This is a genomic window from Streptomyces sp. NPDC021212, assembly GCF_044332925.1.
GTDB lineage: Bacteria > Actinomycetota > Actinomycetes > Streptomycetales > Streptomycetaceae > Streptomyces.
Genome location: NZ_JBIRPZ010000003.1, coordinates 600,605 through 626,674 on the forward strand (window position 1 = coordinate 600,605; position 26,070 = coordinate 626,674).

At 70.0% G+C, this 26,070-nt stretch carries 30 protein-coding genes and 1 pseudogene; 22 read left to right on the forward strand and 9 right to left on the reverse strand.

Translation table 11 applies throughout. The features are described 5' to 3' along the window. The first annotated feature begins 56 nt into the window (after positions 1-56). Positions 57-644, forward strand: a complete 588-nt coding sequence (locus ACH4SI_RS10985) for a dihydrofolate reductase family protein (protein WP_398295025.1) — start codon at positions 57-59, stop codon at positions 642-644. On the opposite strand, the gene ACH4SI_RS10990 is transcribed toward ACH4SI_RS10985, so the two are convergent. After that, entirely contained in the window at positions 631-1,647 is a 1,017-nt protein-coding gene (locus tag ACH4SI_RS10990) for an NADP-dependent oxidoreductase (protein WP_398295240.1), read from the reverse strand. The two genes, ACH4SI_RS10985 and ACH4SI_RS10990, sit on opposite strands and share 14 nt — an antisense overlap. A gap of 126 nt (positions 1,648-1,773) precedes the next feature. Here ACH4SI_RS10990 and ACH4SI_RS10995 point away from each other — a divergent pair, with 126 nt between their 5' ends. Then, complete coding sequence (locus ACH4SI_RS10995; protein WP_398295243.1) at positions 1,774-2,361, forward strand: TetR/AcrR family transcriptional regulator; 588 nt, start codon at positions 1,774-1,776, stop codon at positions 2,359-2,361. Positions 2,362-2,463: 102 nt separating this feature from the next. Here ACH4SI_RS10995 and ACH4SI_RS11000 read toward each other — a convergent pair whose 3' ends face one another. After that, on the reverse strand, positions 2,464-2,913 hold the full coding sequence (locus ACH4SI_RS11000) for a hypothetical protein (RefSeq protein WP_398295027.1): 450 nt from the start codon (positions 2,911-2,913) through the stop codon (positions 2,464-2,466). A 162-nt stretch (positions 2,914-3,075) separates the two neighbouring features. Continuing rightward, positions 3,076-3,918, reverse strand: coding sequence for a DUF1963 domain-containing protein (locus ACH4SI_RS11005; protein WP_398295029.1), 843 nt, complete (start codon positions 3,916-3,918; stop codon positions 3,076-3,078). A 103-nt stretch (positions 3,919-4,021) separates the two neighbouring features. On the opposite strand from ACH4SI_RS11005, the gene ACH4SI_RS11010 reads away from it, so the two are divergent. The 8 genes and pseudogenes from ACH4SI_RS11010 to ACH4SI_RS11045 all read left to right on the forward strand — a co-directional run bounded on the left by ACH4SI_RS11010 (position 4,022) and on the right by ACH4SI_RS11045 (position 11,928). After that, positions 4,022-4,702: a DUF5701 family protein gene (locus ACH4SI_RS11010; protein WP_398295031.1), complete on the forward strand. Its 681-nt coding sequence runs from the start codon at positions 4,022-4,024 to the stop codon at positions 4,700-4,702. Between the two features lie 68 nt (positions 4,703-4,770). Beyond that, positions 4,771-4,914, forward strand: a pseudogene (locus ACH4SI_RS11015) (FAD-dependent monooxygenase); the annotation flags it as partial. A 56-nt stretch (positions 4,915-4,970) separates the two neighbouring features. Further along, positions 4,971-5,909 (forward strand): LysR family transcriptional regulator, encoded by a 939-nt coding sequence (locus ACH4SI_RS11020; RefSeq protein WP_398295033.1) that lies wholly within the window; start codon positions 4,971-4,973, stop codon positions 5,907-5,909. 242 nt (positions 5,910-6,151) lie between these two features. Next, a complete protein-coding gene (locus ACH4SI_RS11025; protein ID WP_398295035.1) occupies positions 6,152-7,954 on the forward strand; it encodes a flavin-containing monooxygenase in 1,803 nt (600 codons plus the stop codon). Between the two features lie 311 nt (positions 7,955-8,265). Next, positions 8,266-9,702, forward strand: coding sequence for a carboxylesterase family protein (locus ACH4SI_RS11030; protein ID WP_398295037.1), 1,437 nt, complete (start codon positions 8,266-8,268; stop codon positions 9,700-9,702). 59 nt (positions 9,703-9,761) lie between these two features. Continuing rightward, positions 9,762-10,784, forward strand: coding sequence for an alcohol dehydrogenase catalytic domain-containing protein (locus ACH4SI_RS11035; RefSeq protein ID WP_398295039.1), 1,023 nt, complete (start codon positions 9,762-9,764; stop codon positions 10,782-10,784). 67 nt (positions 10,785-10,851) lie between these two features. Next, complete coding sequence (locus ACH4SI_RS11040) at positions 10,852-11,283, forward strand: nuclear transport factor 2 family protein (protein WP_361478462.1); 432 nt, start codon at positions 10,852-10,854, stop codon at positions 11,281-11,283. A 63-nt stretch (positions 11,284-11,346) separates the two neighbouring features. Further along, positions 11,347-11,928 (forward strand): NAD(P)H oxidoreductase, encoded by a 582-nt coding sequence (locus tag ACH4SI_RS11045; RefSeq protein ID WP_398295042.1) that lies wholly within the window; start codon positions 11,347-11,349, stop codon positions 11,926-11,928. 175 nt (positions 11,929-12,103) lie between these two features. Here the strand turns inward: ACH4SI_RS11045 and ACH4SI_RS11050 are convergent, their stop codons facing one another. Then, on the reverse strand, positions 12,104-13,036 hold the full coding sequence (locus ACH4SI_RS11050; protein WP_398295044.1) for a helix-turn-helix domain-containing protein: 933 nt from the start codon (positions 13,034-13,036) through the stop codon (positions 12,104-12,106). 130 nt (positions 13,037-13,166) lie between these two features. Here ACH4SI_RS11050 and ACH4SI_RS11055 point away from each other — a divergent pair, with 130 nt between their 5' ends. The 3 genes from ACH4SI_RS11055 (at position 13,167) to ACH4SI_RS11065 (ending at position 15,332) form a co-directional block, all read left to right on the forward strand. Further along, positions 13,167-13,562, forward strand: a complete 396-nt coding sequence (locus tag ACH4SI_RS11055; protein WP_361478453.1) for an MmcQ/YjbR family DNA-binding protein — start codon at positions 13,167-13,169, stop codon at positions 13,560-13,562. Then, the gene (locus ACH4SI_RS11060) at positions 13,559-13,927 is read left to right on the forward strand and encodes an MmcQ/YjbR family DNA-binding protein (RefSeq protein ID WP_361478450.1); all 369 of its coding nucleotides are present in this window, start codon (positions 13,559-13,561) and stop codon (positions 13,925-13,927) included. Before ACH4SI_RS11055 ends, ACH4SI_RS11060 begins: the two co-directional genes overlap by 4 nt. A gap of 100 nt (positions 13,928-14,027) precedes the next feature. Then, the gene (locus tag ACH4SI_RS11065) at positions 14,028-15,332 is read left to right on the forward strand and encodes a replication-associated recombination protein A (protein ID WP_398295047.1); all 1,305 of its coding nucleotides are present in this window, start codon (positions 14,028-14,030) and stop codon (positions 15,330-15,332) included. Here ACH4SI_RS11065 and ACH4SI_RS11070 read toward each other — a convergent pair whose 3' ends face one another. Then, positions 15,333-15,806, reverse strand: a complete 474-nt coding sequence (locus tag ACH4SI_RS11070; RefSeq protein ID WP_398295245.1) for an ATP-binding protein — start codon at positions 15,804-15,806, stop codon at positions 15,333-15,335. Positions 15,807-15,942: 136 nt separating this feature from the next. Between ACH4SI_RS11070 and ACH4SI_RS11075 the strand changes: the two genes are divergently transcribed. From ACH4SI_RS11075 to ACH4SI_RS11090, 4 genes are all read left to right on the forward strand, one after another. After that, entirely contained in the window at positions 15,943-16,821 is an 879-nt protein-coding gene (locus ACH4SI_RS11075; RefSeq protein WP_398295049.1) for a helix-turn-helix domain-containing protein, read from the forward strand. A gap of 2 nt (positions 16,822-16,823) precedes the next feature. Continuing rightward, entirely contained in the window at positions 16,824-17,006 is a 183-nt protein-coding gene (locus ACH4SI_RS11080) for a DUF397 domain-containing protein (RefSeq protein WP_398295052.1), read from the forward strand. 12 nt (positions 17,007-17,018) lie between these two features. Next, positions 17,019-17,222 carry a DUF397 domain-containing protein gene (locus ACH4SI_RS11085; protein WP_398295247.1) on the forward strand — a complete coding sequence of 68 codons (204 nt, stop codon included), beginning with the start codon at positions 17,019-17,021 and terminating at the stop codon, positions 17,220-17,222. An 80-nt stretch (positions 17,223-17,302) separates the two neighbouring features. Further along, the gene (locus ACH4SI_RS11090) at positions 17,303-17,614 is read left to right on the forward strand and encodes a putative quinol monooxygenase (protein WP_398295054.1); all 312 of its coding nucleotides are present in this window, start codon (positions 17,303-17,305) and stop codon (positions 17,612-17,614) included. Between the two features lie 46 nt (positions 17,615-17,660). Here the strand turns inward: ACH4SI_RS11090 and ACH4SI_RS11095 are convergent, their stop codons facing one another. After that, positions 17,661-18,827, reverse strand: coding sequence for an alkaline phosphatase PhoX (locus tag ACH4SI_RS11095; protein ID WP_398295056.1), 1,167 nt, complete (start codon positions 18,825-18,827; stop codon positions 17,661-17,663). Positions 18,828-19,050: 223 nt separating this feature from the next. Between ACH4SI_RS11095 and ACH4SI_RS11100 the strand changes: the two genes are divergently transcribed. Together ACH4SI_RS11100 and ACH4SI_RS11105 are read left to right on the forward strand one after the other, a co-directional pair. Next, complete coding sequence (locus tag ACH4SI_RS11100) at positions 19,051-19,701, forward strand: LysE family translocator (protein ID WP_398295058.1); 651 nt, start codon at positions 19,051-19,053, stop codon at positions 19,699-19,701. Positions 19,702-19,782: 81 nt separating this feature from the next. Beyond that, positions 19,783-20,133, forward strand: a complete 351-nt coding sequence (locus ACH4SI_RS11105) for a VOC family protein (RefSeq protein ID WP_398295060.1) — start codon at positions 19,783-19,785, stop codon at positions 20,131-20,133. Between the two features lie 7 nt (positions 20,134-20,140). On the opposite strand, the gene ACH4SI_RS11110 is transcribed toward ACH4SI_RS11105, so the two are convergent. After that, positions 20,141-21,022 (reverse strand): NAD(P)H-binding protein, encoded by an 882-nt coding sequence (locus ACH4SI_RS11110; RefSeq protein WP_398295062.1) that lies wholly within the window; start codon positions 21,020-21,022, stop codon positions 20,141-20,143. Positions 21,023-21,112: 90 nt separating this feature from the next. Here ACH4SI_RS11110 and ACH4SI_RS11115 point away from each other — a divergent pair, with 90 nt between their 5' ends. The 3 genes from ACH4SI_RS11115 to ACH4SI_RS11125 are packed head-to-tail and all read left to right on the forward strand — an operon-like array spanning position 21,113 to position 23,568. After that, a complete protein-coding gene (locus tag ACH4SI_RS11115; RefSeq protein WP_398295064.1) occupies positions 21,113-21,811 on the forward strand; it encodes a TetR/AcrR family transcriptional regulator in 699 nt (232 codons plus the stop codon). A 57-nt stretch (positions 21,812-21,868) separates the two neighbouring features. Further along, positions 21,869-22,501 (forward strand): RNA polymerase sigma factor, encoded by a 633-nt coding sequence (locus tag ACH4SI_RS11120; RefSeq protein WP_398295066.1) that lies wholly within the window; start codon positions 21,869-21,871, stop codon positions 22,499-22,501. Beyond that, complete coding sequence (locus ACH4SI_RS11125) at positions 22,498-23,568, forward strand: CU044_5270 family protein (protein WP_398295068.1); 1,071 nt, start codon at positions 22,498-22,500, stop codon at positions 23,566-23,568. Before ACH4SI_RS11120 ends, ACH4SI_RS11125 begins: the two co-directional genes overlap by 4 nt. Before the next feature lie 138 nt (positions 23,569-23,706). On the opposite strand, the gene ACH4SI_RS11130 is transcribed toward ACH4SI_RS11125, so the two are convergent. Together ACH4SI_RS11130 and ACH4SI_RS11135 are read right to left on the reverse strand one after the other, a co-directional pair. Then, positions 23,707-24,606, reverse strand: a complete 900-nt coding sequence (locus tag ACH4SI_RS11130) for a carbohydrate ABC transporter permease (RefSeq protein WP_398295070.1) — start codon at positions 24,604-24,606, stop codon at positions 23,707-23,709. Further along, the gene (locus tag ACH4SI_RS11135) at positions 24,603-25,970 is read right to left on the reverse strand and encodes an ABC transporter substrate-binding protein (RefSeq protein ID WP_398295072.1); all 1,368 of its coding nucleotides are present in this window, start codon (positions 25,968-25,970) and stop codon (positions 24,603-24,605) included. The genes ACH4SI_RS11130 and ACH4SI_RS11135 overlap by 4 nt, the downstream gene beginning before the upstream one ends. Between the last annotated feature and the right edge of the window lie 100 nt (positions 25,971-26,070).

Genomic DNA, 26,070 nt, shown 5'->3' on the forward strand with positions numbered 1-26,070 from the left:
TAGTACTACGTTCACACCACCTCGACCAGAGTACTACGAATGGAGTGATTCACCACATGCGAGAACTCGTCTACTACCTCGCCGTCAGCATCGACGGCTGCATCGCCGGACCCGGCGGGGAGTACGACTTCTATCCCAGCGGTGACGAGGCGCAGACCGCCGCCTACATGGGCTCGATGAACAAGCGCTACCCCGAGACCGTCCCCACCGCCCTGCGCGCCGCCCACGGCGTCGCCGACGCGCCCAACCAGCACTTCGACACCATCCTGATGGGCCTCGGCGCCTACCGCCCCGCGCTGGACGCCGGCATCACCAGCCCGTACGCCCACCTGCGCCAGTACGTCGTCTCCACCACCCTCGGTCCCAGCCCCGACCCGGCGGTGACCGTGGTCGACGGCGACCCGCTCGCCCTGGCCCGCGGCCTCAAGCGGGAGGAGGGCCAGGACATCTGGCTGTGCGGTGGAGGCCGACTCGCGGGGGCGCTGCTGCCGGAGATCGACCGGCTGATCGTCAAGAGCTACCCGGTGGTCGCCGGAGCCGGAATCCCCGCCTTCCGCGGTGAGTTCGACCCCACCGTCTTCCGGGTGACCGACCGCGAGTCGTTCGACAACGGCGTGACGGTCACCTGGTTCACCCGCCGCTGACGCGCTGGGCGACCGTGAGCACGATCTTGCCTTGGATGTGCCCTCGGGCGGCGCGTTCGTGTGCCGCCCGGGCATCGCTGAGCGGATACGTGCTGTCCACCGCGACGCGCACCGTGCCCGCGTCGAGCAGGCGTCCCAGTTCGGCGAGCTGCGCGCCGTTCGAGCGGACCTGGGTGGCAGTGACCGTGACGCCCAGCCTCGCGTTCTCCTCGTCGTCGAACGCGCCGAAGTACACCGGGTAGAGGGATCCGCCGCGCTTGAGAGTGCGCAGGAAGCGCCTGCTGTCGGGGCCTCCGACGGTGTCCAGGACGAGATCGACGTCCCGGGCGACGTCCTCGGGCCGCTCCTTGGTGTAGTCGATGAACTCGTCGGCGCCCAGCTCGCGCAGGAACGTCTCGTGGGCGCCGGAGGCCACGGCGATGACGTGCGCTCCCTTCCATTTGGCCAGCTGGAGAGCGAGGTGCCCCACGCCACCGGCGGCGCCGTTGATGAGCACCGTGGTCCCGCCGTCGAGTGCCATCGGGCGGTGCCGGGCCTCCTGGAACGGCGAGGGATGGTCGTGCCCCAGCTCGATCAGGAACTGCCACGCGGTCAACCCCGACATGGGCAGGCCGGCGGCGTGCACATGGTCGACGCCGGCCGGTTTGCGGGCGAAGTCGGACGCCGGTGCGGTGACGTACTCGGCGTACGCGCTGCCTTGGAGGGCGGTGGGGAAGCGCAGGAGGCCGAACACCTCGTCTCCGGCCGCGAAGCCGTCGACGTCGGCGGCGACGGCTTCCACGACGCCGGAGACATCGGTCCCGGGGATCAGGGGGAGATCGACCGGGGGCTTCAGCTCGGCAGGCACGTCGGGCATTCCCTCGCGTGCGTACCAGTCGGGCGGGTTGAGGCCGACCGCGTGCACGCGCACGAGCACCTCACCCGGCCTCGGCTCGGGAATCGGCACCTCGTCATAACGCAGCACCTCGGGGCCGCCGTACTCATGCAGCCGGATCGCCCTCATCGTGTGTGTCGGCACAGTTCTCTCCTGCCCCTACCGGGGGATACGCTTATCGGATCAGTGATCCATATTATCCGGATCAGTGGTCCGAATATATGGGTCGCTGATCCGGATAGTCAAGAGGGGCAGATGCGGGCCGACGCCAGGAAGAATCGCGACCACTTGCTCGCCGTTGCGGGCACCGTCATCACCGAGCAGGGCGTCGACGCGTCGCTGCGCGACATCGCACGCAGGGCCGACGTGGGGCTCGCGACGCTGCTCCGTCACTTCCCGACACGCGAGGCGCTGCTCGAGGCGTTGCTGCGCACGAGCTTCGACGAGCTGACGGCACGGGCGGGTCAGCTCGAAACGTCGAGTGCGCCCGAGGACGCGCTGGTGTCGTGGGTGCGCGACTGTGTCGCGTGGACAACCGAGTACCGGGGCGTGACCGTGCTGATGGCAGCCGCCATCGAGGACACCGAATCCGCACTCCACGCTTCGTGCGTCACCCTCCGCGCGGCCGGCACGCGGCTGCTCACCCGTGCCCAGGACGCGGGCGCGGCGCGGACGGACATCGACGGCACCGATCTCTTCGCGCTGATCGCGGCGCTCGCCTGGCTCGGTGATCAACCCTCGCTCGCGTCGCGCGCCGACCACCTCTTCGACGTCGTCGCGAGCGCGATCCTGACGAATCCGGCAAGCGCCGATACCGGGGGAGCGCCGCCCTCGGGTCCGTAGTCCCTCGCGCTCTCCTCGGCCACTCAACGCCGCGCGCCCCTCCGCTTCCCGGTATCGGAGAAGCGGAGGGGCGCGCGGCGTGCGGGCCGGCTGACGCCGGGGTTAGGCGGTGACGCTGACCGCCGAGAGGCAGGATTCCGAATCGCCCTTGACCACGCAGACCTTCATGGAGTGCCTGGAGCCCTCGGCGAGGTTGCCGGTGGCCCAGGGGCTCCAGTAGGGCGAGCCGTGACCGCGCGTCGAGGCCACGCGACCGGTGTCGAGGCGGGCCTCGACACCCCAACCGTCGGCGGCGCCGTCGTAGGCGATGAGGGCGTCACCGGGGTCGGTGCTGCCGTCCCCGTTGATGTCACCGCCCGGGTCCTGGCTCCAGAAGCCCGTCCCGGCGTAGGCACCGTTGGCGTAGATGTCCACCGCGACGTACGGGCTCTGGGCGACGTGCGGTCTGACGACGTAGCTGAGCTTGGGCTTCCCGTCGTCGGCCTGGGCAGTGGCCTGGGTGGCCGCCACGGCGCCCAGCGCGAGCATGCAGGCGGCGCCCGCCTTAAGCATCTTTCGCATCATTTGTTCCCCCATGTGTCTCGAAATGCTCACTGAGCATCTTGAGCACCATGCTTAACCGGGCGGTGACATGCAACAAGCCCGATTTTGGCCACCGGTGACGGAGGTATAGGCCATTCCGCTGCCGGCTGTGGAGGGCCTATGAGGGAGCTGTCACCAGATGTCGGGGGTCGGTATCGCCCGGCTGAAGTCTCCGTCCCGTAGCGCCTCGGTGGGGATCGACCAGTGCATCCAGCCGCCGTCGCCGCCTATGTACCACTCGTCCTGCCCGGACAGCTGGAGCAGGTGGTGGTAGAGGTTCGGGTCTTCGTGGTTCGGCAGCATCGGTGAGCTTCCGGTGGGGAATTGGGGCCTGCCGAAGGCGAGGTCCTCCGACGAGTCGAGCGCGCCCGGTCGTTGCGACCACTCGGTCAACAGGCCCTCCAGGTGCATGGCGGGCATGGCCCGGGCCATGTCGTCGAACCCGGGGCCCAGGTCGAGGTCGTCCCAGGCGGGATCGAAGGAGTCGGGGAAGGCGAAGCCGGGCGCCGCCGCCCACGGGACCGGTGCGAAGACGCTCGACCGGGCGGGCGGCTCCGTCTCGACGGCGTGCGCGGAGCGGGCCGCGATCACCCGCCCCAGCTCCGGGGCGAGGCAGCCGTACTTGAGGGAGAGGTCCATGGAGGCCGGACCGGCGTTCTCGGAGTCGCTGTCGAGGGAGAAGAAGTTGAGCAGGCCCGTCCCGGCCGGGAGGACGCCGTCGAGCCAGGGGGCCAGGGCGTCGGTGTCGAGGACGGCGAGCAGGCTCAGCGGAAAGCCGTCGCAGGTCGGCCACTCCGTGCCCGGTTCGAGCAACGCCCGCCCACCGAACCGACTGCGCCCGGCGGCCTCACCCGGCCCGGCCTCGGTGAGAACGAATCCGGGGCGGGCGAGGCGGACGAAGCGGTCCGCGAGGTCCGCGCCGAGGCGTTCGGCGCAGAAGTCGCGCAGGGCGGTGAGCGTGGCGTTCGGTTCCATGCGGGGGATTCAAGCAGTTGCTCCTGACACGGCGGTGGGGAACGTTCCGGGTGGGTCGGCCCGTTGGCCCTGGGCCGTACGCGTCGCTGACCCGAGGAGCATCGTGCCCGAAACCACGCCCGCCGCCTCCACCGTTCTCCCCGCACTCCCGGCCCTGAGCGCGCAGGCCGAGCGGCTGATCGAGCTGGGGGTGCACGAGATCGCCGGGCTGCCCGCCGCCGAGCTTCGTGCCTTCGCCGCGGCCGCCGAGGCCCACGCGGGCGGTGACGGTGCCCTGCTCGCCGTGCACCCGGACCGCGCCCCCGCCTCGGCCCTCGCGCCGTTGCTCCGCCACGACGGCATGCCGGGTTTCGTCGTCACCGACATGCCTGACGTCGACCTGTTCGCCCCGCTCGACACGGTCGCCGTACCCGACGCCCCGCTCTACCTGCTCACCGGCCTCGACCGCGGCGACCACATGGCCAACTGGAGCCCGAACGAGGCGTTGCCCGCCCTCACCGCGGAGGCCCGCACCCCGCTGCTGCTCACCGAGGGCATCCACTGGGTGATGCAGCAACCCGCCGCCTTGGAGCGCAACCGCTGCTTCATGACCATCGGCTCCCGGCTGCGCAAGGCAGGCGGCGCCCTGGACGCCCGTACCCCGGCCATCTGGATCAGCAACGGCACCGGGCGGGACGGCCGCGAGCGCCGCAACGCCCCGAAGGTCGGCTGGTGCTGGGCGGGCAACCGGCACACCTGGCTGGGCTTCGCCTCCGCGACGGGCCGCGGGGCCCCGGCCCGGTAAGGAGTCGCGACCACGAGGTCTACAGAGGCCGACGGCGCCCGTCCGGAAGGTGCCACGCATAGTGGCGGACCGTTCTGCTCGACACGGCAGACGACGGCGCGGGCGGACGCCCCGAGGTGCGGCGTGGCGAGCTGCGACAGATCCTGCTCGGCTCATTCCCGGTCGGCACCGTCCGGTGGGTCAGCAGCACCCGTGTCTTCGGGAGGAACCGCACCCGTCCCGCCTAAGCTGGTCCGGGCAAGATCGATAGTGGGCGGAGGCTGGCGTCGTGGGTCTGGATCTGAACCTGCTGGTGCCGTTGGACGCGCTGTTGCAGGAGTGCAGTGTGACGCGGGCGGCCCAGCGGCTGGGTCTGAGCCAACCCACCGTGAGCGCCGCACTGGCCCGGCTGCGCCGCCACTTCGGCGATGAACTGCTCACCCGCGTGGGGAACGCCTACGAGCTCACCCCGCTGGCCGAGCGCCTGGCCGAGCAGACCGCGCAGGCGCTCGGCTCGGCGGACCGGGTCTTCCAGACCCGCCCCGACTTCGACCCCGCCCAAGCGCGGCGCGAGTTCACCCTGGTGGTGACCGACGTGCATCTGGCGACCTTCGGCCGGACGCTGGCCGCCCTGGTGCGCGACACGGCGCCGGGGGTGCGGCTGCGCTTCCAACACCTCATCCCGCAGATCATCCGCCGCGCTGATGAGCATCTGCGCACCGTGGACGGCATGCTGCTGCCGCAGGGCCTCTTGGCACATGTACCGGCCGTCGATCTGTACGAGGACCGCTGGGTGTGCGTCGTGGCGTCCGACACCGTCACACCGGCGCCGCCGACTCCGCAGGAACTCGCCTCACGTCCCTGGGTGTTGCCCTACCAGGTCCCGACGAAGGGCTACTCGGCTCTGCACCAGCTGCACATCCGGGGCATCGAACCGCGGGTCGAGATCGCCGTCGAGGACTTCCTCACCATTCCGCACCTGGTCGCCGGAACCGACCGGGTGGGTGTGGTCCCCGAACGCGCCGCCCGCCTGTTTCCCGCCGATAGCGGCACGGTCGTCCTGGAGCTGCCCTTCGACCTGGGGCGGCTGGTGGAATCCCTGTGGTGGCATCCCCAGTACGAACGTGACCCCGCGCACATCTGGCTGCGGAAGACAGCGAGCGAGGCCGGCCGACTGGTCGCCACGAGCACGACAGAGACCGCACACCCGGGCACATCACACGGCTGATCCTTGCCCCTGCTCCGGAAGAGCGCGGAGGGCCTCGCGCAGGCCACTGGGCCGGCCCCCATGGCGGTATCGGTTTCGTCGATGTGCGTCATCGGCGATCTCTCATTCCCCAGAGCCCTGGTCAGCGGTGAGAGTGGGGCTCACGTCGAGCGGCACGCCACGAACGTGGGTGGAGTCCGCGTGAAACGGTCCGCGGATCCCCTCGGCGTACGCACATCAACGCTGACCCCGAGGAGATGAGCATGAGCAGGTCCACTCCACCCGTCGGAGAGGGTCCGGGCTTCGATCCTGAGGCGATTCGCCGCACGTACCTGGAGGAGAGTGAGAAGCGGCGATCGGCGAGTCCGCCGACGAGGCGGGCGGTCGCGGAGAGCGCTGTCGCCTCCGTCGAGGACCCCTTCGTCGAACCGGGATTCGAGCGGGAGCCACTGCGCGACGAGGTCGATGTCGTGGTCGTCGGCGGTGGCATCACCGGTCTGGTCACGGGCGCTCACCTGCGCAAGGCAGGTGTCCCGCTGGTGCGCCTCATCGAGAAGGGCGGCGGCTTCGGCGGAGTCTGGTACTGGAACCGCTACCCCGGCATCCGCTGCGACATCGACGCCTACATCTACATGCCGATGCTCGAGGACGTCGGCACGATGCCGAGTGAGAAGTACACCATGGGGGACGAGATCCGTGCGCACTGCCAAGCGCTCGCCGAGACGTTCGACCTGGACGAGGCCGCCTGTCTGCAGACCCGGGTGACCGCGATGCGCTGGGACGAGCCGGCCGACCTCTGGACCGTCACGACGGATCGCGGAGACGAGATCCGCGCGAGGTTCGTCTGCCTGGCCGGCGGGGCGCTGGACAATCCGAGCATCCCGGATGTGCCCGGCCTCGACCAGTTCGAGGGCCATGTCTTCCACTCCAGCCGCTGGGACTACGACTACACCGGCGGCAACGAACACGGACACCTGACCAAACTCGCGGGCAAGCGGGTGGCGGTCGTCGGCACCGCCGCCTCCGCGATCCAGTACATCCCGGAACTGGCCGAGTACGCACGGCAGGTGACCGTCGTCCAGCGCACCCCGGTCGTCGTCATGCCGCGCAACAACAAGCCCACCGATCCCGATTGGTTCCGCGGCCAGCCCCGCGGCTGGCAGATGGAGCGGACGGAGAACTTCAGCGCGATCACCCAGACTCCCCCGGGAGAGACGCCACCCGAGCACGACATCATCAACGACTCGGCCACCAGCTTGAGCAAGATGACCCGCACCCCGCCGCCGGAGCTGTCCGGCCTCCTCGAGGGAGCCGACTACGGTACCCGGGCGCTGACGACCAACTACGCGGCCATGGAGAAGATCCGGGCCGGCATGGCATCGATCGTCAATGACCCGGACACGGCGGAGAAGCTCATGCCGTACTACAACCTGGGGTGCAACCGTCCCCAGTTCAGCGACACCTATCTGCAGGCGTACAACCGCCCCAACGTGACGTTGCTGGACACCGAGGGCCGTGGCATCGAACGGCTCACCGCCAAGGGCCTGGTGGTCGACGGTGTCGAGCACGAGGTCGACTGCGTCATCTTCGGCACCGGCTTCGTGCTGGACGCCGCCCGCTTTCCCATCACCGGACGGGGCGGGGAGTCGCTGTCCGACAAGTGGGCCGGCGGCGTACGCACGCTGCACGGCATCCTGGCCGTCGGCTTTCCCAATCTGTTCCTGGTCGGCAGCCCCGCCCAGGCCGCGTTCCCGAACAACTACGCGTATCTCCTGTACGGGCAGGGAAGTTACGTCTCCACCCTCGTCAAGCGCTGCCTCGACGAGGGTTTCACGAGCGTCGAGGTCCACCCGGAGGCGGAGGAGCGCTGGGCGCAGCAGATCAAGGAAAGGGCCGCGGGCATTCCCGCAGTGGATTTCGGCTGCGCACCCACCCCTTACGGGGGACTGATCAGCTCCGGGTATCCCGGCGGGCCGGTCGAGTACCTCCGGATCTGCCGGGAGTGGCTGGAGGACGGGTGGCAGCGCGACCTGATCTTCCGGTCCCCGTCCGACGCGACGGCCTGAGTTCGAGTAGTCCACCCGCCCTGGGATTTGTCAGCCGCCACGACCGCCCCACGCCCGCCGCGCTGTGCCTGCTAGCCCGGCTTCGCCCGGCCCGAGATCCAGCGGGCCCGCTGACGGCAGACCTCGGGTCGCCCCAGCGGACCCGCGGCGGCCTGGGCTACGAAAGGAGGGATCAGAGAAGTGTCACCTGGTGACCACCGGGTGACCGCTGTCCGCCGGACGCTTCGGCGGATCCCGGGTGACGATTTGAGAGCGCGCAACCCGCCGCCGACACCTCGCGGAACTCCTGCACCGCACCGGAAGGACATCCCATGACCAACACCGCACCCAAGGCCCCGACCGCACCAGGGGTGCGGTCCTGGTGGGGAATCCCGTATGCCACCGCCGAGCGATACCGCCGCCCCGTGGTCGCGGACTTCGATCCGGGCCTCCCCTACGACCGCAAGGGCGTCGTCTCCGTGCAGCCCGACAGCGGCGACTGGCTCGAAGCGGACAGCGGGACGGGCGAGGACTGCCTGAACCTGAACGTGTGGGCCCCCGAAGAGCCTGCCGGGGAGGCACTCCCGGTGGCCGTGTACATCCACGGCGGCGGATTCGAGTACGGCGCCAACACGCAGATCACCTCGAACGCCTCCGGTCTCGCCGCGACAGGGCGCGTGGTGGGCGTGTCGATCAACTACCGGCTCGGCGCCCTGGGCGCGGTCTCGCTGTCGCAATACGGCGGCGCTCTCGCCGAGGCCAGCAACCTCTGTCTGCAGGACGTCATCGCCGCGCTGACCTGGATCAAGCAGAACATCGCCCACTTCGGCGGCGACCCCGGCAACGTCACCGTCTACGGCCACAGCGCCGGCGCCTTTTCCGCCTTCGGGCTCCTCGGCGCCCCTGCCGCCAACGGCCTGTACACGCGCCTGGCCGGATTCTCCGGAGGCCCCTCGCGTATCCAGCCGGCCTGGTGGGCCGAGGAGCACGCGCACCGGTTCGTCACCGAACTCGGAGTCGCGGACAACCCGGAAAAGCTCCTCGACCTCGACACGGCCACGCTGGTGGCCGCCGTGCGCAAGGTCACCCCGACAGACATGGGCATCCGTGGCGGGATGCTGGGCACGAGCATCGGTGTCGTCCTGGACGCCGGACAGCCCGGAGCGGTGCTGCGTGCCCATCCCATGGACGTGCTGGCCTCCGGTACACACCGGGACGTGGACATCCTGCTGAGCGTGGCCAGTGACGAGATGGGCTGGTGGGTGGCGAACGACCTCGACCGGTTCGACCCGCACACCGTCGAGGCCGTCGTCGACGAAATCGCCGGATGGCGCATCGCCCGCTCCCGCGCCCAGAAGATCGTCGACGCCTACGACAGGGACGGCCGCACCCCGGCCGAGGTCCGCGCCGCCTACCTGACGGACTACACCTACGCCGTGTCCGCGGCCCGCGGCGCCCTGGCCCACGCCGCTGCGGGCGGAAACGCCCATCTCCTCCTGATGGGACCCTCCGCGGGCGCGCCCGCCGTGCACGGCACCGAGATGTACGCCCTGGTCGGCCAGGAGCAGCCGGGCCGCAGCGCCGAGCAGGCCGAGCGTGACACGCGTATCCGCGACATCGTGCTCGACTTCGCCACGGGTCGGCGGACCCGGCTGTGGCCCGCCGTCATCGACCGCCCCAGCGCGGAAGGCGTCGGCAACCTTCCCGTCGAGGCCGGCGAGCACTACCAGTCCGTCCTCGACCGGTATGAGGGCATCGACCGCCCCTGACGGTCCTCAGGCGATACGGAACCGCACAAGGCCGCCGCCGGCCGATCAAGGAGCTTGCCATGAGCCAACCGACAGCCGTCGGCGACGCCGCACCTGCGACGATGCGAGCCGTCGTCGTCACCCGGCCCGGCGACCTCGACGCACTCGAGATCAAGGATGCGCCGGTGCCCGCACTCCGGCCGGGCTGGGTGCGGATCAAGGTGAAGGCGTTCGGCGTCAACGAATCCGAGGTCACCACCCGCAAGGGCGAGTCGGACCCGGAGGTCACCTACCCGCGCGTCCCCGGTATCGAGGGTGTGGGGGTAATCGATCAGGCCCCGGAGGACAGCGGGCTGCGCCCGGGGCAGCAGGTGGCGACCATGATGGGCGGCATGGGCCGCTCCTTCGACGGCTCCTACGCCCAGTACGTCACCGTCCCCGTAACTCAGGTCATCCCGTTCGAGACCAGCCTGCCGTGGGACGTGGTCGGCGCGCTGCCGGAGATGTTCCAGACCGCGTACGGATCGCTGACCACCGGCCTGGACCTCAAGGCCGGGCAGACTCTGCTGATCCGCGGCGGCACCTCCACGGTCGGGCTGAGCGCGGCCACGATCGCGAAAGACCTCGGCGTCACGGTCATCTCCACCACGCGTCAGGCCGATCGCGCCGACGAACTGCGGGCCATGGGCATCGACCATCCGATCGTGGACGACGGGAAGATCGCCGAGAAGGTCCGGGACCTCGCGCCGAAGGGCGTGGACGCCGCGCTGGAACTGGTGGGCTGCACAGTCCTGCCGGACACCTTCGGGTGCGTGCGCGCGCACGGCACCGTCTGTTTCACCGGCGCACTGGCGGGCCAATGGACGATCCCCGACTTCACCCCGTTCATGATCCCGGGCGGAGTGCGGCTGACCGCCTACGCGGGCGAGGCCAGTGACTTGCCCGCGGAGGTGTTCCAGCACCAGCTGCAAGCCATCGCCGAAGGGCGGCTCAAGGGCCCGGTGGCGAAGGTCTACCACGGCCTGGAGCAGGTTCGCTCCGCTCAGGCCGGCGTCGAGGCCGGTACCTCACCGGGCAAGCACGTCGTGCTCCTCGACGACTGAGAACACACATCTGACGCGCCCCTCAGGCCAGAGCCGGCCGGTCGGGCCTTGTACGAGAGGAAACGCCATGGGCGTCCACAAGGAAGAAATCAGCAAGACCATCATCGAACTGGAGAAGTCGTTCAACGAGCGGTGGAGCGCCGGCGACAACACCGGCTACCTCGACGCGTTCGCCGACGAGGTCAGCTACTTCGACCCGATCCTCGAGAACATTCTGGTCGGCCGGGACAAGGTCATCGCATGGATCAACTCCCTCTACTCCAACCCGCACATCGTGCGTAGCGAATACCTCAACCCGCAGGTGCACGTCAGCGACGAAGGTGACGTCGCCGTCCTGGCGTACAACCTGCACACCTACGTCCTCGACGAGAACGGCAAGGAGAAGCAGCTGCGCTCCTGGAACGCCTCCCACGGCTACCAGCTCATCGACGGCCAGTGGCGCATCGTGCACTCCAACTGGGCCTTCTCCCAGACCGTGACCGAAAAGATCGCTTCCTGACCGCGACGGGGCCTACGGGCCTTCGAGCCGGAGCGATCCCCACCACCGGAAATGTGGCATTCCATGCACACCCTGCTTGTTCTCGCCCACCCGCGCGAGTCGTCCCTCACCGCGCAGGTCGCCGACCGGGCCCTGCGCCGGCTGGAGGCCGGCGGCCGCACGGTTGACTTCCTCGACCTGCATACGGAGGGCTTCGACCCGCGGATGTCCCTCGAGGACGAACCCGACTTCTCCACGCCCGGGAAGGTCTACTCGGCCGAGGTTCGCGCGCACATGCGGCGCGTGGAGGCCGCCGACGAGATCGTCGTGATCTTCCCCGTCTGGTGGTACGGCCTCCCGGCCCTCCTCAAGGGCTGGATCGACCGGGTCTGGAACCACGGCTTCGCGTACGGTGTACGCCCGTCCCGGCTCAGCGGCAAGCGCCTGCTGTGGCTGGGCCTGGCGGGCGGAGCGGAGGACACCTTCGTCGAGGGCGGCGTGCACGGGCTGCTCGAACACCACCTGACCGCCGGTATCTCCCGGTACTGCGGTGTCGAGGACGCCACGGCGCGCGTGGCCTACGACACGATCGACAACGGAGCCGACGCCCTGGAGGCGGCCGAAACCGCCCTGGACGACTTCATCGCCGCACCGATCAGGGCCTGATCCGGAACCTCCACGGCGCCACCGCCCTCTCCGTCAGGCACACCGGTATCCCGCCGCTGTCCAGAGGCGTGCGAGGCGCTCGACTCTCCGGCTCGGCCGGTCGGGTCGTGACGGTCCGCTGCGGCAGCAGGTCCGGGTCGGCCATGTGGGGGGGCGGGCCTCCGCCGCGCTCGCCTCACGTACCGGTCCTCCCTTCGTCGGCCGCGAAGGCGGCCGGGGTGAGACCGGTGTGTCCGCGGAAGAAGCGGCCGAAGTTCGCGGGATCAGAGAAACCGAGATGAACAGACACAGCCCGGGCGTCCCACCGGGCGCCTCCCAGCAGGCGCCGGGCTTCGAGGAGGCGCCGCTCGTCGATGAGCTCACGCACCCCCTTGCCGGTGGTGTCCCGGGCGGCGCGGCTGAGGGTACGGACCGAGCAGCCGAGCAGTTCGGCGTAGTCCGCGGCCCGGTGCAGTTCGCGGAAGTGCAGCTCAAGGGCGTCCACGAACCGTCCGTACGTGTCACCGCGGCCCGTGCCGGCCGACGTGTCGGTGGGGGTGATGCCGGGGGCGCTGGCGAGGCGCAGCAGCAGTGATTCGAGCAGGCTGCGGCGCAGGGCGTGGTGGACATCGAGGGGGCGGCGCCCGAGGGCTCGGTGTTCGTCCAGGAGCTGGAGGACTGTCTGCTGGAGCCAGGCGGCGTCGCCGGGGTGCGGGCTCAGTACGGCAGGGGCCTCGTGCGCGGTGAGCGGGGCCAGGAGGCGGGCGATGTCGGACCGCAGCACGTCGGGCTCGAACAAGATGAACGGGCCGCGGGCGGCGCCGGGCGGATGCCAGCACTGCGTGTGTCCGGGACGCACCCACAGCCACTGGCCGGGGGCGACGGTCCGCGTGACGTAGTCGACGTCGTGCCGCAGCTCACCCTCGGTGACCAGGATGAGGTAGTGGAAGGTGGCGCGGCCCGGACGGGGCGGGTTCCACGGCCAGTCGTCGTGCTGGGCGAAGAAGTCCTCGATGGTACTCACCTCCAGCCCGTACGGAGTGCCGACCGGGGGCTGGAAACCGTACAGCGGAACCGCGGCCGGTCCGGCCTGGCCGCTCGGCCCGGGGTGTCGCTTGTCGACCATCACGTGTCCGCAGCCTACTGCCCGTTTCGTCTGGTTCAGGGAAAGGATGGGCTGTGCCGCCGCGACCGCGCGGCACGCCCTCCGCGTCCTTCGACGCCGCACCCCGTCACCCCATCAAGGAAGACAACGCCCCATGAACGGACCGACCCTGCAGCAGACCGCCGCCGACAGCGCCGAGGAACTTCCCGGAGCCCAGCTGGAGCATCCCTTCGGCCCCGACTGGGAGGTCTTCAAGGTACGAGGCAAGGTGTTCATGCTGATGACCGAGGTCCCCGGGCGTCCCGTCGTGATCCTCAAGTCGGACCCCGGCGAGGCCCTCGCCCTGCGGGAACACAACAGGCACATCACCCCCGGTTACCACATGAACAAGAAGCACTGGATCACGCTGGAGGGCGGGGACGGCATCGACGAGTCGCTCGTCAGGGAGCTCGTCACCGAGTCCTACCGGCTCGTCGTGGCTCACCTGCCCAGGGCCGAGCAGCCCGTCGACCCGCACACCTACGGCAGCGGAACGCGAGCGGCCCGGTGAGCGCGGACGGTGACCGGCTCCAGGACACCGCCCGCCGGGCGGCCCTGGCCCTCCCCGACGTCAGCCACGGACGCCCCTTCACCCCCGGACTCGACGTGTACAAGGTCGCGGGCAAGGTGTTCCTGATCGTCACCGACGACCCGGACGAGCAGATCATCACGGTCAAGTGCGAACCCGAACACGCCCGCGCGCACGTACACGGCTACGCCTCGATCACACCGGGCCGCTATCTCGACAAACGGCACTGGATCTCGCTGGGGCCGGGCCCCGGCATCACCGAGCGACTGGTCACCGAGGCGGTCGAAGACTCCTACGACCTCGTCGTCGAGCGGCTGCCACGACGCGACCGCCCCCGAGCCCGATGAGCACCACGAGCCTTCCCACCAGCGGCTGAGCCAACGCCTGTCAGTGCCCCGTGCAAGGCTCGCCACGCCCGCACATGTCCGCCACCGATCCGAGAGACCGATGGAACCGACCCTGCCGCTCTTCGACGAGGAGCCCGCCCGGCCACTTGCCGACCGCCTGCGCCCCACACGGCTGGAAGATGTCGTCGGACAGGACCACCTCCTGGCCCCGGACGCCCCGCTGGGCCGCATGGTCGCCCAGCAGCGCCTCGGCTCCGCCATCCTGTGGGGGCCGCCCGGCGTCGGGAAGACGACCATCGCCCGGCTCCTCGCGGACGGCAGCAACCTGGCCTTCGAACCGGTGTCGGCCACCTTCTCCGGCGTGGCCGAGCTGCGGAAGGTCTTCGTCGCCGCACGAAGCCGGCGTGGCATCGGCCAGGGCACCCTGCTGTTCGTCGACGAGATCCACCGCTTCAACCGCGCCCAGCAGGACAGCTTCCTTCCCTACGTCGAGGACGGCACGATCGCCCTGATCGGCGCCACCACGGAGAACCCGAGCTTCGAACTCAACGGCGCCCTCCTCTCCCGCACCCAGGTCCTCGTCCTCAAACGCCTCGACGAAGCCGCCCTGTCCACGCTGCTCCACCGCGCCGAGCAGCTCACCGGCCACCGGCTGCCCCTGGACGACGACGCCCGCCGCGCCCTGATCGCCATGGCCGACGGCGACGGCCGCTACCTCCTCAACATGGCCGAACAGCTCCAGGCCCTCCCCGACACCGAAACCACCATGGACACCACCGCGCTCGCCCACCACATCCAGCAACGCGCCCCGCTGTACGACAAGGCGCAGGAGGGCCACTACAACCTGATCTCCGCGCTGCACAAGTCGATGCGAGGCTCCGACCCGGACGCGGCCCTGTACTGGCTCGTCCGCATGCTCGACGGCGGCGAGGACCCTCTGTTCGTCGCCCGCCGCTTGGTCCGTTTCGCGAACGAGGACATCGGCATGGCCGACCCGCACGCCGTCCAGCAGGCTCTCGCCGCCTGGGACGTGTACGAGCGGCTCGGCTCCCCCGAGGGCGAGCTGGCGATCGCCCAGGCCGTCGTCTACCTCGCCACCGCCCCCAAATCCATCGCCGTCTACCGCGGCTTCAACGCCGCACACCGCGCCGCCCGCCGCACCGGCTCACTCATGCCACCCGCCCACATCCTCAACGCCCCGACCCGGCTGATGAAGAACCTCGGCTACGGCAAGGACTACCAGTACGACCCGGACACCGCCGACGGCTTCTCCGGCGCCGACTACTTCCCCAGCGGTATGGACCGCGAGACGTACTACCAGCCCACCCGTAACGGCTACGAGGCCCAGATCACCGAGCACCTGCGCCACTGGGCCGCCCTGCGCGCTCGCCGACAACGCGGCTGACTACGGCTTGTCGGAGCACTGGTCGGTGGGGAGCGAGGTGGTCAGGTCGAGTTCGGCCCAGATCTCCTTGCCGACGGTGCGCTCCCGTACGCCCCAGCGGGTCGCGAGCGCGCGGACGATGAGCAACCCGCGGCCGTGCCGGTCGTCGGGGGTGGGCTGACGGGGCTGGGGGAGCCGTTCGCCCTTTGGGTCGGCGACGGCGATGCGCAGCGCGGTTTTCGTCAGCGTGAGGTGGACGCGGAACAGTCGCCCGGGGATGCGGCCGTACCGTACGGCGTTGCCTGCCAGCTCGGAGACGATGAGCGCGACGTCGTCGGCCAGTGCGGGGTGGCCCCACTCGGCGACCGTGCGGCGTGCCGCCGGGCGCGGGTCACGCTTATCGGCGTCGGGACGTAGTCGATGCGGTCCTCGTGGACGACGGGGTCTTGGGGCGCGAGTTCCATCGCGTACCTCCGTGCGGGCAGGGCGGAGCACATCCGCCAACTGACGTCCCTGTGCAAGCGGTTCATCACGGACCGTAGCCTTGGGTGCGACATCCGCACAAGTTCCTCTTGGAGGAATTCCCCCGATCTGGTTTGCGGCGGCGGTTGGAGGCCGACAGACTGTGCGCGTGACGACGAGTCAGCCCATGCAGGGGAACAGCACCTCGACCGTTCTGGGACGCAGGCTTGGCGGGGAGCTGACGATGCTCCGCGCGGCGGCGGGCCTGACGCAGACCCACGCCGCCAAGGCCCTCACCGGGTCCACGACCAAGGTCGCGAAGATGGAGGGCGGCTGGGTTCCGATGCGGGACCCGGACATCCGTGCGCTGTGCGAGTTGTACGGCGTGAGCGATCCGGCGGTCGTGGGCGGGCTGCTGGAGCTGGCCCGCGTCGACCGCGAGCGTCGCAAGGCGAAGGGTTGGTGGAACGAGTTCCCGAACCTCGGCGACATGCAGGAGTACGTCGCTCTGGAGAGCGCGGCGACCGCCATCAAGGCATGGCAGCTGACCTTCATCCCAGGACTGCTGCAGACTCCCACCTACATTCACGCACTTCGCGATGACGCCCCATCGGCGGAAGGTAGCGACCACGAGCAGTTCGTTGCGGCGCGGCTCGCACGCCAGCGGCGCCTCGACGAGCCGCCGCAGCTCTCACTGCGGGCGGTGGTCTACGAGGCCGCGTTGCGGAACCTGATCGGTGGCGCGGATGTGATGCGGGAGCAACTGGACCATCTGGCCAACGCGGCAGCGAAGGACAGCGTTAGCTTGAGGGTGCTTCCGTTCAGCACGGGAGCCCGTCACGGGATGAACTGCACCTTCAACATCATCTCGTTTGCCGAGCCGGGCGCCATGGACGTGGTCTACATGGAAGTCCCGTTCAACCGGCTCTGGGTGGAAGGCGGGGAAGCGGCTGCACAGCACGACGAGTTGTTCGAGAGAATCGCCACGCGAGCCCTCAGTGAGCGCGACTCCTTGGAACTCATCACCCGCCTCAGTAGAGAACTGTGACGATGTCTGATTTCACCTTCCGCAAGTCCAGCTACAGCGACCCCGAGCGCGAATGCGTCGAGGTGGCGACCAACATCCCCGCCGCCGTGGCGATACGCGACTCCAAGAACCCGGACGGGCCGATACTCCGCTTCACGACTGCCGCATGGGCGGCCTTCCAGGCCGCGGTTGCACGGGAGGGTTGAGCGGTGACCGGGATGGTGTACCGCAAGTCCAGCTTCAGCACTGCCGATCGCGAATGCGTGGAGGTGGCGACCAACATGCCTGGCACCGTGGCGATACGCGACTCGAAGCACCCCGGCGGGCCGATACTCCGCCTCACCCCCGCCGCCTGGGCGGACTTCCGGGATGCCCTCGTCGGCGGGCGGATCGGGGCGGCACAACTGGGCTCTTGCGGCTGACGCTGACGTCAGGGTCTACCTTGCACGGGCGCGGGGCCGGTCCCGCTCCGCATCGGAAGGCGAAGGTAGAAACGTTGAACATGGAGCAGACGTCCATCATCGTTGCCGGCCGGGTCTTCGTCCCTGCCGACGACATCGAGACGTTCATCGCCGAGGCGCAGGCCACCTACCCGATCGCTGCGGCGAATCCGGGAAACGTACTGATCTCGTTCTGCGTGGAGGACGCGGCGGCCGGGACCGTCACGGTGCTCGAGCAGTGGGCCTCCCAGAAGGCGCTCGATCGGCACCTTGCCACACCGGAGGTCATGGCGCTCTTCGCCAAGTGGGGCCCGCGCATGCGCAATGAGGTACGCAAGTTCGACGCGCTCAACGAGCGAGACCCCCGATCCTGATGGTTGGGCGGCACCGCCGTACCGCCCAACCATCACCGGATCACGATCAGGCCGAGGCGCGGAACGGCCCGGTGACCTCGTAGGTGATGCCGGCCGACGAGCTGCCCGTCGTGCCGCGCTGGCTGGAGAAGTACAGCCGCTTGCCGTCGGGAGAGAAGGCCGGGCCGGTGATCTCCGAGCCGGACTGGCCGGATATGCGCAGGAACGGCGCGACGATGTCGTCCGGGGTGATGATGCAGATCTCCATGTTGCCGCCGTCCTCGGCGACGAACAGGTCGCCGGAGGAGGAGCCCGTGACGTTGTCGACGCCGGTCAGGGGCGCCGGCCCGGGTTTGACCAGGCTGTCGTCGTAGGCGAGTTCGTACGTGCTGTTGGCCAGGTTGAGCTGCCAGACGCGGTTGTCGCCCTTGGTGGTGAACCAGACGGTGTCGTTGGCGTAGTGGCAGCCCTCGCCGCCGTTGAAGATCTTGGCGGCCGAGACCTGGTCGCGGGTGACGGTGGGGGAGCCGTCGGGGTCGGGCACGTTCGCCCAGCTGAACGATCCGGAGGTGGCGGTGCCGGCGACCAGCACCTGGAGCTGGCCGGAGGCCAGGTTGCCCCAGGTGGTCGGGACGAACCGGTAGAAGCGGCCGTCCGTCTCGTCCTCGGTCAGGTAGATCACCTTGCGCACCGGGTCGGCGGCGGCCGCCTCGTGCTTGAACTGGCCCATGGCGTCACGGCGGACGGCGGCGTTCACGCCCCACGGGTCGGTCTCGTAGACGTAGCCGCGGGACACCTCCTCGCAGGACAGCCAGGTGTTCCACGGGGTGGCGCCGCCCGCGCAGTTCTGCCGGGTGTTGGACAGGACGCGGTAGGCGCCGGTGATGGAGCCCGAGGAGTTGAACTTGACGGCGCTCGCGCCGCCACTGGGGTTGATCTCCGAGTTGGAGACGTAGATCCAGCCCGAGCCGTCGGCGAAGCAGGCGCCGCCGTCGGGAGCGCTGTGCCAGGTGTACGAGGTGCCGGACACCGTCTGGCTGGACCGGGCGATCACCCGGCTGGTGAAGCCGCTGGGCAGCGCGATGCCGTTGGCGTCGGCAGCGAGCAGAGCACCGTACGGGCCGGGGCCCGTCTGCGCGGGGGCCGCGTAGGCGGCACCGTGCATGAGGGTGCCGCCGAAGGCGGCGGCGGAGGCTCCGATGACTGCTCCGCGCAGGAAATTGCGACGTTCCACAACTACTCCTTCATCAAGAAGGTCGAATGGGTGGTGAGTTGAGCGTCGCCGACTGGTCACGAGGGAAGAAGATAGGGCCGCCGCACGTGGCCGATCTGGCCCTTCTTGGCGAACTCTTTACTACCAACTGGTGAGTCACATCGCGCGCAAACGATCGGTAGGTCCCGGGCGGCAGGGCCGTAAACTGCAGCAGGCCAGTCAGGAGCGACCAGGAGGTTGACCGGTGATCACTCTGACCGCGGTGGGAGGGGTGGCCTTGGTGGAACTGGGCATGGTCCTGATTCCGGGACCGAACATGGTCCACCTCGTCTCCCGCGCGATCACCCAAGGCCGACGGGCGGGCCTGGTCAGCCTCAGCGGGACCGCCGTCGGGTTCCTGTGCTACCTGCTGGCCGCGGCCGCGGGCCTGTCCGCGTTGTTCGCCGCGGTGCCGGTGGCGTTCACGGTGGTCAAGCTCGCCGGGGCTGCCTACCTGGCCTACCTCGCCTGGGGCATGGTCAAGCCCGGCGGCCGCTCGCCCTTCGCCCCGGATCAGGATCTGCCCCCGGTCTCCGACGCCCGCCTGTTCTCGATGGGGCTGCTGACCAACCTGCTCAACCCCAAGATCGCTCTGATGTACGCCGCGCTGCTGCCCCAGTTCCTGGACCCTCAGGGAGGCCCGGCCTGGGCGCAGTTGCTCCAGCTCGGTGGCGTGCAGATTGTCGTGGCGGTCACCGTGAACGCGCTGATCATGCTGGGTGCGGCACGGGTCTCGGGGTTCCTGGCCGCCCGGCCCCGCGTCATGGCCGCCCAACGGTTCACGGCAGGTGGTCTGCTCGGCGCCTTCGCCCTGCGCACCGCCCTGTCCCGCACCCCCGTCTCCGCCGGACCCTGACCCGCCCCGCCAGCGGGCGTCGCGTTCGGTCCGGCGCAGGGACAATGCGAGAAAAATCGAATTGACCTCGGGAGGGGCAGGATGAGGACGCTGGCGACGCTGGCCCGGCTGTACGTGGACGACATGGACCGTGCGCTGCCCACGCTGCGCAGTTTGACCGGCCAGGAGACGCGTATGCGATTCCACCATGGCGGTGTTGAGGTCGCGAGCATCGGCGGCTTTCTGGTGGTGGCCGGCAGCGATGAAGCGCTAGCCCCGTTCCGTCAGGTGCAGAGCACGGTCCTCGTGGACGATTTGGACGGGCTGCCGGAACTGCTCGACGCTCATGGCGGTGAGCTTCTGTCCGGGCCGAACCACGTGCCGACCGGCCGCAACGCGATCGTGCGGCACCCCGGCGGCGTCGTCTTCGAGTACGTCGAGCACTCGGCATAGGGCCGTTTCATCCGGTCGGCGTGGCCGTCTCTTTCAGGCCCGCCTTCAGGATGTCCGCCAGGGGAGTCGTCGGCCGCCCCAGCAGGCGGGCGAGTGTCGGGTCGGCCGGGGCGAAGTCGCCCCGGCGGCTCGCCGCGAACAGGCCGACGAGCAGGTCGGCCTGCGCCTCGGGCAGGCCGTGGGCCAGCAGGCGCGCGCGGTAGTCGGCGTCGGAGACGACGACTCGGCGGACCGGGCGGCCCGTGAGCCGCGTGGCGAGGGCCGCGACACCGGCCAGATCGATCGTCTCGGGGCCGGTGAGGGCGGGGGTCGCGCCGTCGAAGTCGTCACAACCTCCGGTGAGGGCGAGGGCCGCCGCCTCGGCGAGGTCGGCGTGGTCGGTCCAGGCGACCGGGCCGTCCTCGGGTGCGGCCAGTTCGTCCGTGTCGAGGGCGGCGCCGAGCAGCATCAGGGTCGTCGAGGCGTAGAAGCCGTTGCGCAGCGAGGTGAACGGGACGCCGGACGCCCGCAACGCCGCCTCGGTGGCGGCGTGGTCGGGCATCGGCGCGAAGGGCGAGGACGGGTCCGCGCCCATGTGGCTGGTGTAGAGGATGCGGCCCGCCCCGGCCGCCGCCGCGGCCTCGATGGCCGCGCGGTGCGCGCGTAGGGCCGTCTCGCCGGTGGTGTCCGTGGAGACGAGCAGGACCTGCGAGGCGCCCTCGAAGGCGTGCGCGAGGCTCGACGGGTCGGTGAAGTCGCCGCGGCGGACCCGAACGCCCCGGTCGCCGAGGTCGTGTGCCTTCTCCACGTCGCGCACGCTGACGCCGATCTCCTCGGCGGGGACGCGTTCCAGCAGTCGCTCGGCGACCGCCCGGCCCAGCTTGCCGTTGGCTCCGGTGATGATGATCACGATGCATCCCTTCGTGTTTCCAGTGATAACGTCGGAAGCGTAGCACCGGAAACGAAGGGTCGCTAACGCGATCCTGTTATCGTTGGAAACATGGAGACTGACGGACACCGGGAACGCATCGTCGCGGCCGCCGCCCGGCTGCTCGCCGAAGGAGGGTCCGACGCGGTCTCGACCCGGGCGGTGAGCACCGCGGCCGGGGTGCAGCCGCCGACCATCTACCGGCTCTTCGGCGACAAGCAGGGCCTGCTCGACGCCGTCGTCGCGCACGGCTTCGCCGCGTACCTCGCCGAGAAGACCGCCGCGGAGCCCACCGGCGACCCGGTCGAGGATCTCCGCGCCGGCTGGGATCTCCACGTCGGCCTCGGTCTGGCCAACCCGGCGCTGTACGGGCTGATGTACGGTCAGCAGCGCTCCGGGGCGTCCTCCCCGGCGGCCCTCGCCGCCTTCGACGTGCTCGCCGGGCACATCCGGCGCATCGCCGAGGCGGGCCGGCTGCGCATCCCCGAGGACCGCGCCGCGGCCCTCGTGCACGCCGCCGGATCCGGTACGACGCTCGCGCTCATCGCCACGCCCGAGGGCGCGCGCGACCCGGAGCTTTCCCGCGCCGCCCGCGAGGCGGTCCTTGCCGCGATCACCACCGACGCCCCCGCCGCCCCCGAGCCCGGACCCGCCGCGGCCGCCGTCACCCTCCGCGCCGTACTGCCGCGCACCAACGCCCTGACGGCGTCCGAGAGCGCCCTCATGCGGGAATGGCTCGACCGGATCGCCGGCGCCGACTCCGGGATGTGACGCACGTCACCGGAACTCACCTGCCGCGGCACGCCAGTTGAAGGTGTGACCACAGAGATGCGAACCCGGGTGCGGGCCGGGGATCCGGGCGCCTTCGCGGAGTTGTTCGACGACTACGCGCGCGCGGTCTACAACCACGCCTTCCGGCTGACGGCCGACTGGTCCGTGGCCGAGGACGTCATGTCGGCGACGTTCCTGGAGGCGTGGCGGCGCCGTGCGTCGGTCGAGGCCGAAGGGGGTTCGCTGCGGCCCTGGCTGCTGGGGGTCGCCACCAACGTCGCCCGCTCCCACTGCCGTAGCAACCGGCGCTACCGGGCCGCTGCCGCCGCTGCCGCCGAGGCGGGGCCCGAGGCCCAGCGGATTCCGGACCACGCCGAGGAGACGGCGGGCCGGGTGGACGACCGGCGGCGCATCAACGCCACGCTGACCGCGCTCGGTTCGCTGAAGCGCGCCGAGCGCGAGGTGCTGACGCTGTGCCTGTGGGAGGGCATGGAGTACGCCGACGTCGCCCGCACCCTCGGCATCCCCATCGGAACCGTCCGCTCCAGACTGTCGCGCGCCCGTACCAAGCTGCGCAAACTCGCCGATGCCGAACTTCAGGTGCGAAAACGGGAACTCACCTCTCCCGCCCGGCAGACAAGAGGTGATCGCGGCTACGCGATCCGGTCCGCAGAGGAAGGAAACCGATGAACGCCAGCCCCTCCCAGCCGCACCCGGCTGAGTGGCCGGAGGCCCGAGAGCTTCGGGACACCGAGGAGCGGGGTCTGCCGGCGGGCCGCCATGCGTTGCACAAGGAGCACCTGATGGCCCAGATCCGTGACGACATCCGGAACACCGGAACCCCTGCCCCCACCCCCGTGCGGCAGCGCAACCCGTTCCTCCGGCGGACGATCCTGCTGCCCGCCGCGGCCTGCGCCCTGGCCGGCGCGGTCGCCGGCGGCTTCGCCCTGTACGGAGACAACAGCGGGGACGGTACGACGCCCCTGGCCACCGGCCCCGCGCTGACGACACCGCTCGGCACCGTCGACGCCAAGGGCGGCCCCCAGCTGCTGGACCGCATCTCACTGGCCGCCGCCGAGGCCTCCGGGCCCACGGTGCGCGACGGCCAGTTCGTCTACATCGCCTCGAAGGTGGCCAACACGTACCCCAGGACGGTGGACGACAGGACCACGGTGGTCAGCCAGGAGCTGCACGACCGTCAGGTCTGGCAGTCCCGCGACGGAAAGGACGGCTGGCTGATCGAGCAAGGCGAGACCGGCGACGAGGGCATCACCCTGGCCGGCAAATACGCGAGCAGCTCGGCGTACGACAGCCTCGCCAAGCTGCCCACCACCCCCGACGCACTGCTGAAGCAGATCAACCAGGACGTCGAGAAGAACCGGGACAAGGAGGTCCCCCACGACCAGGCGGCCTTCGTCGCCCTCGGCGATCTGCTGACCGAGAGCTACCCGCCCGCGAAGCTCACCGCCGCCATCTACCGGGCCGCGGCCAGGATCCCCGGGGTCGTCACGGTGGACGACGCGGTCGACGCCACGGGCCGTCACGGGATCGCGGTGGCGCGGCTGAACGAACAGGACGGCCGGCGCACCGAGTGGATCTTCGACAAGAAGAGCCTGGAATTCCTCGGTGAGCGCAGCGTCCAGGTCAAGCCCGACGAGAGCGGGGTGTTCAAGGTCGGCACGGTCACCTTCACCAGTGCCATCACCCAGCGCGCGGTCGTCGACGGCAACAAGCAGCTGCCCTCGCGGGCGGGCTGATGACGATGCCGTCGAAGACCTCCACGGCCGCGCTGTGCACCCTGCTGGTCTCGGCGGCGCTGACGGGGGCCGCGCTCGCGGCCCCCGGGTCCGGCCTCGGCGTACGAGAGGCGGGACCCGTCACCGCCCCGGTGGACGTCAGACCTCCTCGCGCATCAACCGCAGATACACCACCGAGAACGCAGCACCCACCAGCAGCAGCAACAGCGCCACCGCCGTGCCGTAGCCGATCAGGGACTTGTTGAACGCCTGGTCGTACATGAACACGGGCAGCGTCTGGCTGCGGTTGCCGGGGCCGCCGCGGGTCATGGCCCAGATGAGGCCGAACACCGACAGCGTCTGCAGGGTGTTGAGCATCAGGTTGGTGCCGATGGAGCGGCGGATCATCGGCAGGGTGACATGCCAGAAGCGGCGCGGGCCGCCCGCGCCGTCGACCTCCGCCGCCTCGGTGATCTCCTGGGGGATCTCCGACAGGGCGGCGGAGTAGACGAGCATCGAGAAGGCCGTGCCGCGCCAGACGTTGGCGAACGACACGGCGAGGATGGGCAGGGTGTAGAGCCAGTTCTGGGACGGCAGGCCCAGTCCGTCCAGGAGCGCGTTGAGCGTGCCCTCGCGGCGGAAGAACGCGTAGAGCAGGAAGCCCGCGACGATCTCGGGGAGAACCCAGGCCGCGACCACGACCGACCCGATCAGCGTGCGCACCGGCTTGGAGGCGCGCCGCATCAGGGTGGCCAGGGCCAGGCCCAGGGTGTTCTGGCCGAGGAGGGACGAGACGACCGTGAAGACGAGGGTGAGGACGACCGCGTTGCGGAAGTCGTCGTCCCCGAAGGCGCGGCGGAAGTTGGCGAGGCCGGTGAACTCCGTGGTGGCCGTGCCGGTCAGCTGCATGTTGGTGAACGCGATGTAGCAGCAGTACGCGATCGGCCCGCCGAGGAAGAGCAGCAGCAGGGCGGTCGCGGGGGCGAGGGGGAGCCAGCGCAGGGGGCGGCCCCGGCGTACGGGGGAGACCGCCACCGGGACCTTGGCCGCGGTGGTCATCGGCCCACGGCGCCGTCGGTGACGGACTTCAGCTGCTCGTCGTAACGCTTCGCCGCGCCGCTCGGCGAGGAGTCACCCGTGGTCGCCGCCTCCATGGCCTCGCCGATGGCCGAGGAGACCTGGGGATACACGGGGAGCGCCGGGCGGTAGTGGGTGTACTTCACCAGGCCGGTGAAGAAGCGGATGCCGGGCATGGAGGAGAGGTATGCGGGGTCCTTCGCCACGTCCTCGCGGACGGCGATCTGGGCGTTGACGATGTCCCACCGGACCGCGTTCTCCTTGGTCTGGAACTGCTCGATGAACTTCCAGGCCAGATCGGGGTTCTTGGACTTCGAGCTGATCGCCCACGTCCAGCCGCCGGACATGCTGACCTTGCCGGGCGCCTGGCCGTGCTGCGTCGGCATCGGGGCCTGGCCGAGGGTCTTCGACCACTCGGGCCATGGCTTGCCGCCGGTCTTCAGCCAGTTCTGGCCGAGCCAGGAGCCGTCGAGGGCGATGGCGAGCTTGCCCTCGGGCAGCCATTCGCTGAAGACGGTGGTGCCGACGTTGGGGTCGAGGGCGTCGGAGATGTCGGGGCCGAGCTTCTCGGAGTAGACGGTCCGCTGGAAGGCGAGGGCGTCCCGGAAGCCCTGGCCGCCGGTGACCCACTTCTTCGCCTGGGGGTTGTAGAGCGGTTCGGCGCCCGCCTTGCCCGTACCGTAGAGCAGCATCTCGAAGCCCTGCATGACGGAGGTCTCGCCCGGGGCCTTGCCGGTGTAGACGTTGAGCGGAGTGACGCCGGGGACCTTCTTCTTGATGGCGCGGGCGGCCTTCAGGATGTCGTCCCAGTTCTTCGGCGCCCAGTCGGTGGGCAGCCCGGCCTTCGCGAAGATGTCCTTGTTGAACCACAGCCCGCGGGTGTCGGTGCCGTCCGGGACGCCGTACGTCTTGCCGTCCTCGGCCCTGGCCGCCGTCTTCGCCGTGTCGACGAACTGGTCCCAGCTCTTCCACTTGGCCAGATAGTCGTCCAGCGGCCGCAGATAGCCCGCCTTGATGTCCGCGTTGATCCGGAAGGTGTCCTCGTAGACCAGGTCGGGCGCGGTCTTCGGGGACCGCATCATCTGCTGGACCTTGGTGGCGTAGTCGTTGTCCTGCGCCTGGATCGGGATCAGCTTGACCTTCTTGCCGGGGTTCGCCTTCTCGAACTGCTTCTTCACCGCGGCGAGGTGGTTGTCCTTGAAGCGGATCTTGTTGTCGGTGCTGCGGTTGTACGCGACCTTGACGGTGTCCGGGTCGCTGCCCGAGCCGCCACCGCAGGCGGTGAGCCCGGCGGTGGCGACGAGGGCGGCGGCGGTGAGGATCAGTGGGGCGGTGGTGGGGCGCACGGCACGACCTCCTTGCTGGCCTCTATGGGCTGCGGGCCGACCGTAAGGTCGCCCTCAACGCAAGGTCAATCCCCGTGAACCGGGATGTTGTCGGTCGAAC

Coding starts and splice junctions, on each gene's coding strand:
- ACH4SI_RS10985 (WP_398295025.1), top strand. CDS start 57: ATGCGAGAACTCGTCTACTACCTCGCCGTCAGCATCGACGGCTGCATC.
- ACH4SI_RS10990 (WP_398295240.1), bottom strand. CDS start 1,647: ATGAGGGCGATCCGGCTGCATGAGTACGGCGGCCCCGAGGTGCTGCGT.
- ACH4SI_RS10995 (WP_398295243.1), top strand. CDS start 1,774: ATGCGGGCCGACGCCAGGAAGAATCGCGACCACTTGCTCGCCGTTGCG.
- ACH4SI_RS11000 (WP_398295027.1), bottom strand. CDS start 2,913: ATGCTTAAGGCGGGCGCCGCCTGCATGCTCGCGCTGGGCGCCGTGGCG.
- ACH4SI_RS11005 (WP_398295029.1), bottom strand. CDS start 3,918: ATGGAACCGAACGCCACGCTCACCGCCCTGCGCGACTTCTGCGCCGAA.
- ACH4SI_RS11025 (WP_398295035.1), top strand. CDS start 6,152: ATGAGCAGGTCCACTCCACCCGTCGGAGAGGGTCCGGGCTTCGATCCT.
- ACH4SI_RS11030 (WP_398295037.1), top strand. CDS start 8,266: ATGACCAACACCGCACCCAAGGCCCCGACCGCACCAGGGGTGCGGTCC.
- ACH4SI_RS11035 (WP_398295039.1), top strand. CDS start 9,762: ATGAGCCAACCGACAGCCGTCGGCGACGCCGCACCTGCGACGATGCGA.
- ACH4SI_RS11040 (WP_361478462.1), top strand. CDS start 10,852: ATGGGCGTCCACAAGGAAGAAATCAGCAAGACCATCATCGAACTGGAG.
- ACH4SI_RS11045 (WP_398295042.1), top strand. CDS start 11,347: ATGCACACCCTGCTTGTTCTCGCCCACCCGCGCGAGTCGTCCCTCACC.
- ACH4SI_RS11055 (WP_361478453.1), top strand. CDS start 13,167: ATGAACGGACCGACCCTGCAGCAGACCGCCGCCGACAGCGCCGAGGAA.
- ACH4SI_RS11065 (WP_398295047.1), top strand. CDS start 14,028: ATGGAACCGACCCTGCCGCTCTTCGACGAGGAGCCCGCCCGGCCACTT.
- ACH4SI_RS11080 (WP_398295052.1), top strand. CDS start 16,824: ATGTCTGATTTCACCTTCCGCAAGTCCAGCTACAGCGACCCCGAGCGC.
- ACH4SI_RS11085 (WP_398295247.1), top strand. CDS start 17,019: ATGGTGTACCGCAAGTCCAGCTTCAGCACTGCCGATCGCGAATGCGTG.
- ACH4SI_RS11090 (WP_398295054.1), top strand. CDS start 17,303: ATGGAGCAGACGTCCATCATCGTTGCCGGCCGGGTCTTCGTCCCTGCC.
- ACH4SI_RS11105 (WP_398295060.1), top strand. CDS start 19,783: ATGAGGACGCTGGCGACGCTGGCCCGGCTGTACGTGGACGACATGGAC.
- ACH4SI_RS11115 (WP_398295064.1), top strand. CDS start 21,113: ATGGAGACTGACGGACACCGGGAACGCATCGTCGCGGCCGCCGCCCGG.
- ACH4SI_RS11120 (WP_398295066.1), top strand. CDS start 21,869: ATGCGAACCCGGGTGCGGGCCGGGGATCCGGGCGCCTTCGCGGAGTTG.
- ACH4SI_RS11125 (WP_398295068.1), top strand. CDS start 22,498: ATGAACGCCAGCCCCTCCCAGCCGCACCCGGCTGAGTGGCCGGAGGCC.
- ACH4SI_RS11130 (WP_398295070.1), bottom strand. CDS start 24,606: ATGACCACCGCGGCCAAGGTCCCGGTGGCGGTCTCCCCCGTACGCCGG.